Raw genomic sequence first — 16,924 nt, forward strand, 5'->3', positions numbered from 1 at the left:
CGTCATTCGCGGCGGTGTCAGTTCACCGTCTCCCCGACGAGGCTGATGCGAAACACCGGCTTCTTGTTCTCGTCGAGCAGCTCCATGCACCACTCGGCATTCGGCTTCAGGGTGCGCGAGATGCCGCCGAGCAGATTGGCGCAGACCTCGGTCATCTCGGTCCACGCGGCCGCGCGATCCTCGAACTCATACGGCTGATCGGCGGCGCCGGAATAGCGACCGGTACTGATGCGGAAGAAGTACAGCGACATCGTTGAACCCTTTTATCGGGCCGCGCCCCCCGGCCGTACGCAAACTGGGACGCGAACAGCTACCAACGCATGAAAGCCGCCGTCCGTATGACTACGGCGCGGCGGCTTCGTGTTCGATGGACGTCTTCAACGAGAAAGTGCGCGGACGGTCCCGCGCAGCCGCTCACTGGGTCGAGCGGCGCAGCTCCAGCGGGCCTTCGTTCTTCGCGGGCTCCGGTTTGCTTTCCGATTTCACCGGCTCAAGCCGGCTGCTCTCGACACGCGGGGTCTCGACGCGCGCGGCGACCTCGGTGTTCGGCGTAGCGACCGACCCCGTGTGCTCAGAAGAGCGCAGCGAGCGCGGCCGCGCGACGGCGCGCGCCATCAGCATCTGGTTGCCGCCCTGGTGGTGGAAGTCGCAATAGGCGAAGCCCATGCCCGACACCGAGCCGCGGAAGCTGCGATCGTCGGTCTTTTCCAGGTTGAAACAGGGCTCGAACGGAATGCCCTTGATCGAGGCGCAGACGTTCTGGCCACGGATCTGGAGCGTGTTGCCGGGCAGGCGGAGATGGCGGACCGGGCCCGCGCCCGAGAACTGCACGGCGCCGGCGGCGCCGAGGTCATCCAGGATTCGGCCCGCGCCGCGGGTGCCGTCGAAACAGGTGAAGGCGAACACCTTGCCGGCGACGAAGCGACGTGCCTCGTCGGCGTTCATGCCTCCAGCAATGGCCGGCGCAATCGTCGCCGCAGCCGTGACAGCCCCCAACACAATACGCGCAAGCATGCTCAACTCCGAACCGACCCCCGCAGCGGGCGATGCCTTATCTCTTTACCCGCTGCTTACCATACTAACCATGGCGACATTGAAGCAGCTTGGTTGGTAAAGTCTGAACGCCGTTAGACAATTTTTACCACGATCCGGCCCCGGACCTGGCCGGACAGGATTTTCGCGCCCCATTCGGAAACCTCGGCGAGCGGAATTTCGTGAGTAATTTCAGATAGTTTAGACCGATCCAGATCGGACGCCAGACGCTGCCATGCGGCCTTCCTGGGCTCGATCGGGCACATCACGGAATCGATGCCGAGAAGGCACACTCCGCGCAAAATGAAAGGTGCGACAGAAGACGGCAGGTCCATGCCGGCGGCAAGGCCGCACGCCGCGATCGCGCCGCCGTACTTCGTCATCGACAGGAGGTTGGCCAGCGTGGTCGAGCCGACGCTGTCGACACCACCCGCCCAGCGTTCCTTGGCGAGGGGCTTGGCCGGCGCCGACAATTCGTTGCGGTCGATGATCTCGGCGGCGCCGAGGTGCTTCAGGTAATCCGCTTCCGAGGTGCGGCCGGTCGAGGCGATGACGTGATAGCCGAGCTTGGACAGCACGGCGGTCGCGACCGAGCCGACGCCGCCGGCCGCGCCCGTCACCACCACGGGGCCGCTCTTCGGCGACAGGCCGTGCTTCTCCAGTGCCAGCACCGAGAGCATTGCGGTGAAGCCGGCAGTGCCGATCGCCATGGCGTCGCGCGCCGACAGGCCCTGCGGCAGGGCGACCAGCCAGTCGCCCTTCACCCGCGCTTTCTCGGCATAGGCGCCGAGATGGGTCTCACCCATGCCCCAGCCGGTGCAGACGACCTTGTCGCCGGCCTTCCACTGCGGATGCGAGGACTGCTCGACCGTGCCGGCGAAGTCGATGCCGGCGATCATCGGGAAGCGGCGCACCACCGGCGCCTTGCCGGTGAGCGCAAGGCCGTCCTTGTAGTTCAGCGTCGACCACTCGACGCGGACGGTGACGTCGCCCTCCATCAACTCGGCTTCGTCGAACTGCGTAAGCTGCGCGGTGGTGCCCTTGTCCGCCTTGTCTATCCGGATCGCCTTGAACGTGGCCACAGCTGAACTCCCTGACTTGTTTGACGGTGATGTTTAGCCGATCAGGCAGGCTGCGCAACCGCTCTCGCGACGGGTTTCTCCACGATCGGAAGATTGATCAGCGCCGAGAGCACGCCGAACAGGATCGAGAGCCACCAGATCGGCGTGTAGGAACCGAACCGCTCGAACACGATGCCGCCGAGCCAGACGCCGAGGAAGCCCCCGACCTGATGGCTGACGAAGGCGAAGCCATAGAGCGTCGCGAGCCAGCGCGTGCCGAACATCAGCGCGACCAGCGCCGAGGTCGGCGGCACCGTCGACAGCCAGGTCAGGCCGGAGATCGCACCGAACGCGATCGCCGAGGAACGGCGTGATCGGGAACGAGATGAAGACCAGCGTCGCAAGCGCGCGGGTGAAATAGATGGTCGAGAGGATGTAGCGCTTGGGCAGCGAGTTCTGGAGATAACCGACGCTGAGCGATCCCATGATGTTGAACAGGCCGATCGCCGCGATCACCCAGCCGCCGGTTTGTGTCGAGATGCCGCGATCGACCAGGAACGCCGGCAGATGCACCGTGATGAAAGCAAGCTGGAAGCCGCAGGTGAAGAAGCCGAGCACCAACAGCACATAGGAGCGGTGGCCAAAGGCTTCCGCGAGCGCCTTCATGAAGGTCTGCTCATCCGCAGGCGCCGCGTTTGCCGTGCTTGCGACCGGCGGCGTCGAGAGCGCCAGCGACAGCGGAATGATCAGCAGCATCAGGAAGCCGAACACGGTGAGCGCCTGCTGCCAGCCGAAATTGTCGATCAGCGCGACGCCGATCGGCGCGAACAGGAACTGACCGAACGAGCCCGCCGCAGTACCGGCGCCGAGCGCCAGGCCGCGCTTCTCGGGCGGCAACAGCTTGCTGAACGCCGACAGCACCAGGTTGAACGAGCAGCCGGCAAGACCAAAGCCAACCATCACGCCCGCGCCGAGGTTCAGCGACAGCGGCGTCGAGGAGTAGCGCATCAGGAGCAGGCCGCCGGCATAGAGCAGCGCGCCGACGCACATCACCCGGAACAGGCCGAATCGATCGGCGACCGCGCCGGCGACCGGCTGGCCCAATCCCCACAACAGGTTCTGCACGGCGATGGCGAGGCCGAACACGTCACGCCCCCAGGCGAACTCATGGCTCATCGGCTGCACGAAGAAGCCGAGCGCCGAGCGCGGGCCGAAGCCGAGCATGCCGATGGCGCAGCCGCAGAGGATGATGATTGCCGGCGTGCGCCAGGTGGAGGAACGCGAGACCGGACCGAGTTCGCCCGCTTGTGTCGACATGGTGTTCCTCATCTTGTCGTTGGCGGATCCGAAATAGGCAGCCACAGGTCAGCTCGTTTAATGCAAATGCATGAACATCCCAAGTCAAAAATGATTGCGTTCTCCGAAGGGCTGCCGCGCGAGCATTGCGTTTCAACCAGACCTGGTCCGGCGCCGCGGAGCGCGACTTGACGGGAATGTGTGCGAGGAGATCTAGCAACTCCCGGCCATGCGTGATATCTTTGATTTACTCAGATTGAGCATATTAGGGCAATGACGATGTGCGACCCGGCCTCTCGGCCGGATTTCTCGGGCTCTTAATATACTCAAATTGAGCATAATAACACGAGCGGGAGGCTTTGATGCCGATCACTGGACTTTACGGCCCCGACGACTTTGCCAACCGGCCGCAGGGCCAAGCCACGAACCAGATCACGCCCTTCCCACGCGCCGCGCCGGCGCGAACGGGATCGATACTGCCGATGCCCTCGCTGGAATGGACTGACGAGGTCGAGCGCGCCACCGCGCCGCTCTATGAGCGCGTGAAGCACGTGATCCCGCCGATCGAGTGGCCGCTGATGGCGCCGACCATCAAGGCGATCAACGAGCTGAAGCAGGCGCGCGGCGCAGTGATCCTTGCGCACAATTACCAGGCCCCGGAGATCTTCCACTGCGTCGCCGACATCGGCGGCGACTCGCTCCAGCTCGCCGTCGAAGCCACCAAGGTGAAGGCCGGCATCATCGTCCAGTGCGGCGTGCACTTCATGGCGGAGACCTCGAAACTGCTCAACCCGGACAAGACGGTGCTGATTCCGGATTCGCGCGCCGGCTGCTCGCTTGCCGCCAGCATCACTGGCGCCGACGTTCGCCTGCTCCGGGAAAAATTTCCCGGCGTTCCCGTCGTCGCCTATGTCAACACCTCGGCGGAGGTTAAGGCCGAGGTGGACATCTGCTGCACTTCGTCGAACGCGGTGCAGGTGGTCGAGAGCCTCAATGCGCCGAGTGTGATCTTCCTGCCCGACCGCTATCTCGCGACCTACGTGGCCTCGAAGACCGACGTGAAGATCATCGCCTGGAAGGGCGCCTGCGAGGTGCACGAGCGCTTCACCGGCGGGGAGCTCCGCGAGCTTCGCGAGGCCGATCCCTCGGTGCAGATCATCGCCCATCCCGAATGCCCGCCCGACGTGCTGGCCGAGGCCGACTTTACCGGCTCGACCGCACACATGATCAACTGGGTGCGCGCGAAGCGGCCGCGGCGGCTGGTGATGATCACCGAATGCTCGATGGCCGACAATGTACGCGCCGAGCTGCCCGACGTGGAGATGCTACGCCCCTGCAATCTCTGCCCGCACATGAAGCGCATCACGCTCGCCAACATTCTGGAGAGCCTGCTGACGCTGCGCGAGGAGGTGACGATCGATCCCGCGCTTGCAGAGCGCGCGCGACGCTCGGTCGAGCGGATGATCAATCTGAAGAATTGAGCATCAAACAGCAGCAACACCCACAGTGTCGTCCCGGCGAAGGCCGGGACCCATAACCACAGGAAGGTGTGGTTGCAGAGAACGACGTCAAGCAGCTTAGCCAAACAACTACTGCTGCGGAGTATGGGTCCCGGCCTTCGCCGGGACGACGGTTGAGAGCTTGGAGAAAGCCATGACAACAAACAACATCCACAACCTCACTCGCAGCACCGACGATGTTGTCATCGTCGGCGGCGGCCTTGCCGGACTGTTCTGCGCGCTAAAACTCGCCCCGCGGCCGGTGACGCTGATCTCGGCGGCACCGCTCGGACAGGGCGCCTCATCGGCATGGGCGCAAGGCGGCATCGCCGCGGCGGTGGCCGAGGGCGATACTCCGGAAGCACATGCCGCAGATACGGTTGCGGTCGGCGGCGGCCTCGTCGACGAGGCGGTCGCGCTCGGGATCGCCCGCGAGGCCGCGCCGCGCATCCATGACCTGCTCGCCTATGGCGTGCCGTTCGATCGCGACCTCGAAGGCAGGCTCGCGGTGGGGCGGGAAGCTGCGCATTCGGCGCGCCGCATCGTGCATGTGCGCGGCGACGGCGCGGGCGCAGCGATCATCGCGGCGCTGGGCGAGGCTGTGCGCCGAACGCCGTCGATCCGGCTGATCGAGGGTTTCGTCGCCGAAGCGCTGTTGACGGAAAACGGCGCCGTCTCCGGCCTTCAGTTGCGCGAGGCCGGCAATCCTGCCGCCCCGCCGGTCCTGCTCGCCTCACGCGCGGTGGTGCTCGCGACCGGCGGCCTCGGCCATCTCTATGCCGTCACCACCAATCCGATTGAAGCAAGCGGATCGGGCCTTGCGATCGCCGCGCGCGCCGGCGCCCTGATCGCCGATCCTGAATTCGTGCAGTTCCACCCCACCGCCATCATGGTCGGCCGCGATCCGGCACCGCTGGCGACGGAGGCGCTGCGCGGCGAAGGGGCGACGCTGATCAACGCCGATGGCGAGCGTTTCATGCTGACGCGTCATCCGCTCGCCGAGCTCGCGCCGCGCGACATCGTGGCCCGCGGCGTGTTCGCCGAGATCGCGGCCGGGCGCGGCGCGTTCCTCGACGCTCGGCAGGCGCTGGGCGCGCGCTTCGCCGACAAATTCCCGACCGTGCATGCGAGCTGCATCGCCGCCGGCATCGATCCCGCCACGCAGGCCATCCCGATCGCGCCCGCCGCGCACTACCACATGGGCGGCATCGCGGTGGATGGGCGCGGCCGCAGCTCGATCGACGGGCTATGGGCCGGCGGCGAAGTGTCCTCCACCGGTGCGCATGGCGCGAACCGCCTCGCCTCGAATTCGCTGCTGGAGGCCGTGGTCTACGCCGCACGCATCGCCGACGACATCGCCGGCCGCGCCATCCCCTCGGCTGCCCGCCTTCCCGACGCATTGGTGGCGCCGCGCGGCGGCGCACCGGATGCCGCGGTCGTGAAGCGGCTGCGCGCGACGATGAGCGCGCATGTCGGCGTGATCCGTCACGGTGACGGTCTTGCGGAGGCCGTGCACAGCTTCGCTGCGCTCGAACGTGACGCAACGAGCATCGCTGTCCGCAACATGGCGACAACAGCCCTGCTCGTCGCCGCTGCGGCCTGGACGCGGTGCGAGAGCCGCGGCGCGCATTTCCGCTCCGATCATCCGGCTGATCTCCCCGCGCAGGCGAAGAGAACGATGACCACCCTCGCAGCAGCGCGCGAGGTCGCAGAAAACCTCACCGAACGCCCAATGCCGCGCACCGCGCAACCCATGATCGCCTGACGGAGTCCTTTATGATCACCCCGACATCCCTGCTCTATCCCGACGCCTTCCTCTCGCCGCTCGCGATCGACGAGGCCGTGCACCGCGCGCTCGACGAGGATCTCGGCCGCGCCGGCGACATCACCTCGCTCGCGACGATCCCGGAGGCGACAACAGCAAAGGCGATCCTGGTCGCGCGCCAGTCCGGCGTGATCGCCGGCCTGCCGCTGGCGCTGGCGACGCTGCAAAAGCTGTCGCCGGACATCGAGGTGCGCGCGCATGTCCGCGACGCCGCGCGCGTAGCGCGCGGGCAGCTCGTGCTGACGATCTCCGGTCCCGCGCGCGCCATTCTCACCGCGGAGCGGACCGCGCTGAACTTCGTCGGTCGGCTGTCGGGCGTCGCGACGCTGACGGCGGACTATGTCGCGCGCACCGAAGGCACCAGGATGCGGATCTGCTGCACGCGAAAAACCACACCGGGCTTGCGCGCACTGGAGAAATACGCGGTGCGCTGCGGCGGCGGCTTCAACCACCGCTTCGGCCTCGACGACGCGATCCTGATCAAGGACAACCACATCGCGGTCGCCGGCGGCATCCGCCCCGTGCTGGAGCGCGCACGCGCCCACGCCGGCCATCTCGTCAAGATCGAGATCGAGGTCGATACGCTGGCGCAGCTGCGCGAGGTGCTGGACACGGGGATGGCTGACGCCGTGCTGCTCGACAACATGGACCTTGCGACGCTGCGTGAGGCGGTGCGGATGAGCGAGGGACGGCTCAAGCTGGAAGCATCCGGCGGCGTCACGCTGGACTCGATCGCCGCAATCGCAGCGACCGGCGTCGACTACGCCTCGTCCGGCGCGCTGACGCATTCGGCGCCGAATTTCGATTGTGCACTGGATATCGAGGCGTGATTTCTTTGCCTCTCCCCGCTTGCGGGGAGAGGCCGGAATTCGCGCTGAAAGCGCGGATTCCGGGTGAGGGGGAGTCTCCGCGAGTCTAACTCTCACCGTCCCCGTGGAGAGTCCCCCTCACCCCAACCCTCTCCCCGCAAGCGGGGCGAGGGAGCACGGCTGCGCTTGCGGCGACAGCCGTAAGCTATCTCAGCGCCGCTCGCTCACACCCATCTCGGCGGAGCTCTTGGCTTCCTGCGTGAGTTCGGCGGAGAGTGCGGCGGTCTGGGCCGGAGAGCCCCAGCTCGGTTCCTCGCTGCCGTCGCCCCAGGCGCGCGGGCGATAGAAGGTGTGCACGCCGGTCTTGTACATCTTCTTCATCTCGGCGACCCAGGACGGGCGCACCCAATAGGCGTGGTAATGCGTGGACTTGCCGACCTCGGGCAGCCAGATCTGGCCGTCGAGCATCGCTTTCGCGATCTTCTTGGCGCGCTCCCACATCTCGGGCTCGCGGATCACGTCGGGATTGTTGTCGCAGGCAAAGGTGAACTGGCAGGCGAAATGGCGGTGCTTGTTCTGATAGACTGCTCCGCACACCGTGTCGGGATATTTGCCGGAGAACACGCGGTTCATCACGACCTGCGCGACCGCCATCTGGCCGCGCACGGCCTCGCCGCGGGACTCGAAGTAGACCGCTTCCGCGAGGCACTTCTCGGATTTCGCGCGCGACTTGTCGTCGAGTGCGAGCCGCTCCGCCGGCGACCTGGCGCGCTGGTTGTCGGCGTTGACCTCGCCCTTCGGCGCGACGCTCTCGCCGCTCTCGATGTCCTTGGCGATCTCTTCCGACGGCGGCGTCAGCGAGGCCGTCACCTTCATGTCGGGGTCGGGCATCACGATCAGCGGCTCGGCGCCGGGCTGCCAGCTCTCGATGCTCTCGAGATTGCCGCCGAGCGAGGAACTGCCGAAGAACAGGTTCGCGGTCTTGATGCTGAAGGGATCGCGCGCAGGCGCGGCGGGCGCTGTGGCCCGCTTCAGCGCCTCCAGCGGCTGAACCGCGAACGAGCGCGCAAGGTCGCTGGCCTTCGGCGGATTGGCATATTGCGGCAACGGCGGCGCGCGAAGCGCTTCCTGGAGCTCGGGGTCGAGCGCGGCTGCGGACTCCGGCGACATCGCTTGCGGCAACGCGGCGGTCTTGGCGCCGAACACCGAGCTGTTCGACGTCGCGGGATCTTCCTGCGCGGGGGCTGCGGTCGGTGCGGCAGCGTCGGGAGACGTCGTCGGTGGTACGATAGCGAGGTGATCACCCTTCATGGAGCGATCGACCTTGGGAAAGTCGGCGGCCTGGTAGCGCGGCGGCGCCTGAAGCGCCGGATTGCGGCTGATCGCGCCGGTGACGTCACGGCCATCGAGGCTGGCGAGGCGAACCATCGCGCTCTGCGGAACCGAGGTGCCGATGGGGCGGGAAAAACTGTAGGTGGCGAGCTGGATCGAGGACGCCGCGGAATACACCTGCTTCTGCCAACGCTCGGCGACGCCGGGCTGACGCGCCAGCAGCGAGGCAATATCCTGATAGCCGGTCTCTCTCGGCATCAATGCGAAGATGCAGAGACCGATGCCGAAGGACGCGAACCGCGCGCCCTTCGGATGGTTACGCAACACTGACATCGATACGCTCACGCTACGCTAACGCCAGACAAATCGAACCGCAGTACATCCGTGCAATTCGATCTTTTTCGTAAGTATCCAATTTAGGTTGCCGGGGCGTTAATCGGCGTTGCGCGCGCGGCACACTCAAGCGATTGCAGGTGTTTTCACGGGGCAATGATGCGCCTTGGTAAATGCCGCCTCACGTGAAGCGGTAAACATCTGGTCAACGCAAATGGTGAAGGAACTCTTGCGCGCACGTATCATTACGGCACGCGCGACGAGTTCCCGGTGTTGGCGTTTGCACACAGCGCTTCCACACCACAGCAGTCATGCCCCGCGGGCGATGACACCGAGAGTGTGGCGGCATGCGCTCAACAGTCTCGTCATTGCGAGCGGAGTGAAGCAATCCAGACTGCCGCCGCGGAGGGATCCTGGATTGCTTCGCTGCGCTCGCAATGACGGCGTGGCAAGAGTGCCGCTCAAAATGAAAGAGGCGGGGTTGGGCCCCGCCTCTTCGCATTCAACATTTCAAATCGCCTTACGCCTGGCTCGCGACCGCCTTGCCGAGTGCGGCTTGCGCCGCGGCGAGGCGGGCGATCGGCACGCGGTAGGGCGAGCAGGAGACGTAGTCGAGGCCGATATTGTGGCAGAAGGCGACGGAAGCGGGATCGCCGCCATGCTCGCCGCAGATGCCGACCTTGAGCTTCGGGCGGGTCTTGCGGCCGCGCGCGACGCCGATCTTCACCAGTTCGCCGACGCCTTCCTGATCGAGCGCGACGAAGGGATCGATCGGAAGGATGCCCTTGGACACGTAGGTGCCGAGGAAGCTCGCGGCATCGTCGCGGCTGATGCCGTAGGTGGTCTGCGTCAGATCGTTGGTGCCGAACGAGAAGAACTCGGCGCTCTCCGCGATCTCGGCCGCGAGCAGACAGGCGCGCGGCAGCTCGATCATGGTGCCGACCTGATAGGCGAGCTTGGTGTTGGTGTCGCGCATCACGGCCTGTGCGGTGGCGTCGATGCGCGCCTTGACGAGGTCGAGCTCCATCTTGGTGGCGATCAGCGGCACCATCACCTCGAGGCCCACGGCCTTGCCGGTGCGCTTCTCGGCCTCGACCGCGGCCTCGAAGATCGCGCGCGCCTGCATCTCGGCGATCTCGGGGTAAGCGATCGCGATACGGCAGCCGCGGAAGCCGAGCATCGGGTTGAACTCCGACAGCTCGCGCGCGCGGTCGGCCAGGCGCCGCGGGTCGGTGTTCATGGCGCGCGCCACTTCCTCGACCTCGGCATGGGTGTGCGGCAGGAATTCATGGAGGGGAGGATCCAAAAGCCGGATCGTGACGGGCAGGCCCTTCATGATCTCGAACAGCTCGACGAAGTCGGCACGCTGCATCGGCAGCAGCTTGGCGAGCGCTGCGCGACGTGACTGCTCGTCCTCCGAGAGGATCATCTCCCGCACCGTGCGGATGCGGGTCTCCTCGAAGAACATGTGCTCGGTGCGGCACAGGCCGATGCCTTCCGCGCCGAACTTGATCGCGGTGCGGGCGTCGTCCGGGGTATCTCCATTGACGCGAACGCCGATCTTGCGGACCTGGTCGGCCCACTTCATCAGCGTGCCGAACTCGCCGGACAGCTCCGGCTCGATCATCGGCATGCGGCCGGCGAGCACCTGGCCGAGCGAGCCGTCGATGGTGATGACGTCGCCGGTCTTGAAGGTGCGCGAGCCGATGCTCATGGTGCCGCGGCCGTAGTCGACGCGGATGGTGCCGCAGCCGGAGACGCAGGGCTTGCCCATGCCGCGCGCGACCACCGCCGCATGCGAGGTCATGCCGCCGCGGGTGGTGAGGATGCCTTCGGCGGCGTGCATGCCGTGGATGTCCTCGGGGCTGGTCTCGATGCGGACCAAGATCACCTTACGTCCGTCGGCCTGAAGCTTGGCCGCTTCGTCCGAGGAGAACACGATCTCGCCGGAAGCCGCACCGGGCGAAGCTGGCAGGCCGGTCGCGATCACGTCGCGCTTGGCGTTGGGATCGATGGTCGGATGCAGCAGCTGGTCGAGCGAAGCCGGATCGATCCGCGTCACCGCTTCCTTCTTGGTGATCAGGCCCTCATTGGCGAGCTCGACCGCGATGCGCAGCGCCGCCTTGGCGGTACGCTTGCCGCCGCGGGTCTGGAGCATCCAGAGCTTGCCCTGCTCGACCGTGAACTCCATGTCCTGCATGTCGCGGTAGTGCTTCTCGAGCAGCGTGTAGATCCGCGTCAGCTCCTTGAAGGCCTCGGGCATCGCCGCTTCCATCGACGCCTTGTCGGAGCCGGATTCCTTCCGCGCTTCCTCGGTGATGTCCTGCGGCGTGCGGATGCCCGCCACCACGTCCTCGCCCTGCGCGTTGATCAGGAACTCGCCGTAGAGCTTGCTCTCGCCGGTCGAGGGGTTGCGGGTGAAGGCGACACCGGTCGCCGACGTCTCGCCCATGTTGCCGAACACCATGGCCTGCACGTTGACCGCGGTGCCCCAGGATTCCGGAATGTCGTGCAGCTTGCGATAGGTCACCGCGCGTGCGTTCATCCAGGATGAAAACACCGCTCCAATCGCGCCCCAGAGCTGGTCGTGCGGATCCTGCGGGAAATTCTTCCCGGTCTCGCGCGCGACCGCGTCCTTGTACTTGCCGACCAGCTCGACCCAGTCCTCCGCGGACAGGTCGGTGTCGAGCGTGTAGCCTTGGCTGTCCTTGAAGGTATCGAGGATTTCCTCGAAATGATGATGCTCGAAACCGAGCACCACGTCGGAATACATGGTGATGAAGCGGCGGTAGCTGTCATAGGCGAAGCGGCGGTCGCCCGACAGTTCCGAGAGCGCTTCCACGGTCTCGTCGTTGAGGCCGAGATTGAGCACGGTGTCCATCATGCCCGGCATCGAAGCGCGCGCGCCGGAGCGCACGGAGACGAGCAGCGGGTTCTTGGTGTCGCCGAACACCTTGCCGGTCAACTTGCCGACATGGTCGAGCGCCTTCTCAACCTGCGACTGCAACTCCTTCGGATAGGTCTTGCCGTGTGCGTAGAAGTAGGTGCAGACCGAGGTCGGGATGGTGAAGCCGGGGGGCACCGGCAGGCCGAGATTGGCCATCTCGGCGAGGTTGGCGCCCTTGCCGCCGAGCAGGTCGCGCATCTCCGTCCGGCCCTCGGCCTTGCCGTCGCCGAACGTGAACACCCATTTGCCGGCCTTGGCTGCAGCTGGCGCAACTTTGCTCGGTGCCGGCTTCAGAGCGACCTTGGCGGCGGCCTTCGGCGCAACCGGCTTGGTCGCAGCCTTTGAAACCGCCTTGCCGGCGGGCTTCGCAGCCGGCTTGGCCGCGGGCTTGGCAATCGGCTTCGGGGCACTCTTGGAAAGCGCCTTGCGAGCCGCCGGCGCGGCTTTCGCCTTGACGGAGGACTTTGATTTCGCTGGTATTTTCTTAGGCTTCGAGGCGGCTTTGGCCATAGCTTGCACACAACCTGCGAGAGGAAAGGGAAATCGCGCGCCTTACACCACTTTGGGCAGGCCCGCGCAAGTCGAAGAGTTCCGGAAAATGAAGGCCTAGAGATGGAGCCACTTCAACAATCCGAGCCCGATCGCACCATTTATGATGAGAAAGATCGCGACGATGAGGTTGAGAAGCCGCGGCATGATCAGGATGAGCACGCCCGCAATCAACGACAGGATCGGCGAAATGTGGGCGACAGTGATGTGCATGAATTATCTTTCCGTGGTGGTGGGGCGAATCGCGGGCGGATCATAGCGGACCCGGTTCCGCGGGTAGAGACGCACTAGGGGTCGCACGAGTTCCCCTCTTCGCGAAAACTGCCCAAAAATGCCGCGAATGCGGCAAGGCATTTTCCGGAACATCGCGCGCGTCGCAGCATTGGCAACCGGTCGCGCCACTGGCGCCGGCTGAAATCATGTCGAAGGAGTTGCCCATGCGGAACAGGATTCTCGCTCTCGCAGCGCTTGGCGTCGCGCTCGGTGCGCCGATTGCGGCACAGGCGCAAACAGGCATTACGGTTGGACGCGCGCCCGTCGTGGTCGACGGCGGCCCGACGATCGCGGTCGAGCAGCGGCCAGCCTTCCGCGACTATGTGGTCGAACAACGTGTACCGGCCTTTCGCATTCCGGATCGCGTGGTGGTCGGCGCCACCTTACCCGAGAGCGGCGTCACCTATTATGACGTGCCGCAACGTTTCGGCGCCACCACCTATCGCTACACCGTCGTGAACGGCGAGACCGTGCTGGTCGAGCCGCGCTCGCGGCGCATCGTCGAGGTGCTAGACTAGATCCTCGACGGACACGTTCCTTTCGAGCGAACCGGTATCCACTTCGCTCGAAAACGCATCGTTCAACTCGATGTCCGGCGCGTTAAATCAGGCTGACGCGTGCAGTGTTAGGATCGGACATCAGGCCCCGCCCGGTTTCCCCCGCCGGGTGGGGCTTTTTTATCCTCAGCAAGAGCCGTCATTCCGGGACACGCCGGAGGCGTGGGCCCGGAATCCATCGGGCCACAGCGCGTGACGATGAATGGATTCCGGGTTCGCGCTTCGCGCGCCCCAGAATGACAGTAGTGTTTGCCGCGCGGCCGCGCCTCAATCCTGGATCTTCGAGAAGTCCGCGACCGCACGCGTGGCGCTGCGGATTTCGTTGAGCAGCTTCAGGCGGTTCTCGCGCACCTTCGGATCGTCGTCGTTGACGCGAACCTTGTCGAAGAACGCATCGACCGGCGAACGCAGCTTCGCCATCGCGCTCATCGCGGCGGCAAAGTCCTCCTTCGCGACGGCGGTGCTGGCTTCCGCCTGCACCTCGCCGATCGCCCTGGCCAGCGCCTTCTCCTCGCCGAGACTGTAGAGCGCAGCATCCGGCGCACCGTCGAACGTGCGCTTGTCCTTCTTCTCCTCAATCGAGAGGATGTTGCTGGCGCGCTTGGTGCCGGCCAGCAGGTTCTTGCCGTCGTCGGATTCGAGAAATTTGCCGAGCGCATCGACGCGGCGAACGATCATCAGCAGGTCGTCCTGGCCACCGAGGGCGAACACGGCGTCAACGAGATCGTGCCGCGCGCCCTGCTCGCGGAGCTGGACCTTCAGGCGGTCGGCGAAGAAGGTAAGCAGGTCACCCGGAAGCTTCTGCACATCGGCTGGCTTCACCGACAAGCCGGCGAGTGCGGACGCAGCCACCTTCATGAGCGACAGCCGCAACGTGTTCTCGGCAATCAACCGGATCACGCCGAGCGCCGCGCGACGCAGCGCATACGGGTCCTTGCTGCCCGTCGGCTTCTCATCGATGGCCCAGAATCCGACGAGCGTGTCGAGCTTGTCGGCGAGCGCCACCGCGACGCTGACCGGGTCGGTCGGCACGCGATCGGCGGGGCCCTGCGGCTTGTAGTGCTCCTCGCAGGCCGCCGCGACGGAGGCATCCTCGCCCTGGGCCAGCGCGTAGTACTTGCCCATCAGGCCCTGCACCTCCGGGAATTCGCCGACGACTTCGGTCAGCAAATCCGCCTTCGCCAGATGCGCGGCACGCGCCGTCTTGGCAACATCGGCGCCGACCAGCGGCGCGATCTCGGCGGCGAGCCGCTCGATGCGCTTGATGCGCGCGGCCTGCGTCCCGAGCTTCTCGTGGAACACGATCTGCTCGAACTTCGGCAGGCGGTCATCGAGCTTGGTTTTGAGGTCCGTCTCGTAGAAGAACTTCGCATCGGAAAGCCGCGCGCGGATGACGCGCTCGTTGCCGGCGATGATGGTCTTGCCGCCGTCCGTCGCCTCGATGTTGGCGACCAGGATGAACTTGTTGGCGAGCTTGCCCGTCTTGGCATCGCTCACGACAAAGCACTTCTGGTTGTTGCGAATCGTGGCGCGGATCACTTCCGCGGGCGTCGCCAGGAATTCCGGTTCGAACGAGCCCATCAGCACGACCGGCCATTCGACGAGGCCGGCGACCTCGTCGAGCAGGTTCTGGTCCTCGACGAGCTCAAAACCCTGCGCGAACGCAAGTTGCTTGGCGTCGGTGAGGATCGCGTCCTTGCGGCGCTCGGGATCGAGCACGACCTTCGCGTCCAGCAGCTTCGCTTCATAGTCCTCGAAACGGCGCACGTTGATCGCGGCGGGCGCCAGGAAGCGATGGCCGTAGGTGGTCTGGCCGGCTTCGATGCCGTCCACCGCGAATTTCACGACATCGGGCTCTTCGGTCTCGAGCCCAAACGTCGCGGTGATGGCGTGCAGCGGACGCACCCAGTTCAGCGAGCCCGGCTTGCCCGAACGCGCGCCCCAGCGCATCGATTTCGGCCAGGGGAAGGTGCGGATGATGACGGGCAGGATCTCCGCAAGCACGTCGATCGCGTCGCGGCCGGGTTTTTCGATCAGCGCGATGTAGAAGTCGCCCTTCGGATCGCGCTGGATCTTGGCCTCGTCCAGCGACTTCAAACCAGTCGCTTTGAGAAAGCCCTGCACGGCCGCATCGGGCGCGCCCATTTTCGGTCCGCGGCGTTCGGTCTTCAGGTCGGGCTGGCGCGCAGGGATTCCGTGCACGGTGAGCGCAAGGCGGCGCGGCGTCGCGAAGGCTTTCGCACCCTCGTAGACGAGGCCTTCGGCGACCAGCTTGTCGGTGACCATGCGGCGCAGATCGTCGGCCGCCTTCGCCTGCATGCGCGCGGGGATTTCTTCCGAGAACAGTTCAAGCAAAAGATCGGGCATCAGGCCGCTCCGCCCGCTTCAGTATGGATCCAGGCCTCGCCGCAGGCCTTTGCCAGCTCGCGCACGCGAAGAATATAGCTCTGCCGCTCGGTCACGGAGATCACGCCGCGCGCGTCGAGCAGGTTGAAGACATGGCTCGCCTTGATGCACTGGTCATAGGCCGGCAGCGCCATCAGGTGCTCTTTCCGGTTGCCCTCGCGCCAGCCCGCGTCGAGATATTTCCGGCAGGCCGCTTCCGCCATCTTGAACTGCTCGAACAGCATCGCGGTGTCGGCAACTTCGAAGTTGTGCTTCGAATATTCCCGCTCGGCCTGGAGGAAGACGTCGCCATAGGTGACCTTGGCGTCGCCGTCGCGGCCGTTGAAATTGAGGTCGTAGACGCGGTCGACGCCCTGCACATACATCGCGAGGCGCTCGAGCCCGTAGGTGAGCTCACCCGCGACCGGCGCGCATTCGAAGCCCGCGACCTGCTGGAAGTAGGTGAACTGGGAGACCTCCATGCCGTCGCACCAGCATTCCCAGCCCAGGCCCCAGGCGCCCAGCGTCGGGCTCTCCCAATCGTCCTCGACGAAGCGGATGTCGTGCACGGCGGAATCGATGCCGATCGCGGCGAGCGACTTCAGGTACAGCTCCTGAAGGTTCGGCGGCGACGGCTTCATGATCACCTGGAATTGGTAATAGTGCTGCATCCGGTTCGGATTCTCGCCGTAGCGGCCGTCCTTGGGCCGGCGCGAGGGCTGCACATAGGCAGCGTTCCAGGGTTTCGGCCCGAGCGCGCGCAGGGTGGTCGCCGGATGGAAGGTACCCGCGCCCATCTCCATGTCGTAGGACTGCAGGATCACGCAGCCCTGCTCGGCCCAGAACCGCTGGAGCGCGAGGATGAAGCCCTGGAACGAGCGTTCCGGGCGCATATGGGCGGGCAAGGAGGCGTCCATCGTCAGATCAGGCTCTCGCGGGGGGTTTTGAATCGCGCGGGACCGTATCGACGGCAGGGATGGGAATCAAGGCAAAGGGGGTGGAAATGGCCGTCATTCCGGGGCGCCC

Annotated in this window: 12 protein-coding genes and 1 pseudogene; 4 read left to right on the forward strand and 9 right to left on the reverse strand. The window is 65.6% G+C overall.

Annotated elements, in window-relative coordinates; translation table 11 throughout:
* Window positions 1-17 precede the first annotated feature (17 nt).
* The 4 genes and pseudogenes from ACFLEY_RS34920 to ACFLEY_RS34935 form a co-directional block, all read right to left on the reverse strand.
* Window positions 18-251, reverse strand: a complete 234-nt coding sequence (locus tag ACFLEY_RS34920) for a DUF6894 family protein (protein WP_028175619.1) — start codon at window positions 249-251, stop codon at window positions 18-20.
* A 163-nt stretch (window positions 252-414) separates the two neighbouring features.
* On the reverse strand, window positions 415-1,014 hold the full coding sequence (locus ACFLEY_RS34925; protein ID WP_011085332.1) for a hypothetical protein: 600 nt from the start codon (window positions 1,012-1,014) through the stop codon (window positions 415-417).
* A 113-nt stretch (window positions 1,015-1,127) separates the two neighbouring features.
* Window positions 1,128-2,114, reverse strand: coding sequence for an MDR family oxidoreductase (locus ACFLEY_RS34930; RefSeq protein ID WP_011085331.1), 987 nt, complete (start codon window positions 2,112-2,114; stop codon window positions 1,128-1,130).
* Between the two features lie 41 nt (window positions 2,115-2,155).
* A pseudogene (locus tag ACFLEY_RS34935) lies at window positions 2,156-3,410 on the reverse strand (MFS transporter).
* Window positions 3,411-3,751: 341 nt separating this feature from the next.
* On the opposite strand from ACFLEY_RS34935, the gene nadA reads away from it, so the two are divergent.
* From nadA to nadC, 3 genes are all read left to right on the forward strand, one after another.
* Window positions 3,752-4,870, forward strand: coding sequence for a quinolinate synthase NadA (gene nadA, locus ACFLEY_RS34940; RefSeq protein WP_060910872.1), 1,119 nt, complete (start codon window positions 3,752-3,754; stop codon window positions 4,868-4,870).
* A gap of 172 nt (window positions 4,871-5,042) precedes the next feature.
* A complete protein-coding gene (locus ACFLEY_RS34945) occupies window positions 5,043-6,653 on the forward strand; it encodes an L-aspartate oxidase (protein ID WP_060910871.1) in 1,611 nt (536 codons plus the stop codon).
* 11 nt (window positions 6,654-6,664) lie between these two features.
* Complete coding sequence (gene nadC, locus ACFLEY_RS34950; protein ID WP_060910870.1) at window positions 6,665-7,543, forward strand: carboxylating nicotinate-nucleotide diphosphorylase; 879 nt, start codon at window positions 6,665-6,667, stop codon at window positions 7,541-7,543.
* Between the two features lie 189 nt (window positions 7,544-7,732).
* Here nadC and ACFLEY_RS34955 read toward each other — a convergent pair whose 3' ends face one another.
* From ACFLEY_RS34955 to ACFLEY_RS34965, 3 genes are all read right to left on the reverse strand, one after another.
* Entirely contained in the window at window positions 7,733-9,187 is a 1,455-nt protein-coding gene (locus ACFLEY_RS34955; protein WP_060910869.1) for a cell wall hydrolase, read from the reverse strand.
* 520 nt (window positions 9,188-9,707) lie between these two features.
* Window positions 9,708-12,644, reverse strand: coding sequence for a pyruvate, phosphate dikinase (gene ppdK, locus ACFLEY_RS34960; protein ID WP_060910868.1), 2,937 nt, complete (start codon window positions 12,642-12,644; stop codon window positions 9,708-9,710).
* Window positions 12,645-12,740: 96 nt separating this feature from the next.
* Window positions 12,741-12,896 carry a DUF3096 domain-containing protein gene (locus ACFLEY_RS34965; protein ID WP_074077234.1) on the reverse strand — a complete coding sequence of 52 codons (156 nt, stop codon included), beginning with the start codon at window positions 12,894-12,896 and terminating at the stop codon, window positions 12,741-12,743.
* Window positions 12,897-13,120: 224 nt separating this feature from the next.
* Between ACFLEY_RS34965 and ACFLEY_RS34970 the strand changes: the two genes are divergently transcribed.
* Window positions 13,121-13,474, forward strand: coding sequence for a DUF1236 domain-containing protein (locus ACFLEY_RS34970; protein ID WP_038965925.1), 354 nt, complete (start codon window positions 13,121-13,123; stop codon window positions 13,472-13,474).
* 306 nt (window positions 13,475-13,780) lie between these two features.
* Here the strand turns inward: ACFLEY_RS34970 and glyS are convergent, their stop codons facing one another.
* Complete coding sequence (gene glyS, locus ACFLEY_RS34975; RefSeq protein ID WP_060910867.1) at window positions 13,781-15,880, reverse strand: glycine--tRNA ligase subunit beta; 2,100 nt, start codon at window positions 15,878-15,880, stop codon at window positions 13,781-13,783.
* Entirely contained in the window at window positions 15,880-16,815 is a 936-nt protein-coding gene (locus tag ACFLEY_RS34980) for a glycine--tRNA ligase subunit alpha (RefSeq protein WP_211433788.1), read from the reverse strand. The genes glyS and ACFLEY_RS34980 overlap by 1 nt, the downstream gene beginning before the upstream one ends.
* Window positions 16,816-16,924 lie beyond the last annotated feature (109 nt).

Origin of the sequence: Bradyrhizobium sp. YCK136 (assembly GCF_044570075.1) — a bacterium.
Taxonomy (GTDB): Bacteria; Pseudomonadota; Alphaproteobacteria; order Rhizobiales; family Xanthobacteraceae; genus Bradyrhizobium; species Bradyrhizobium diazoefficiens.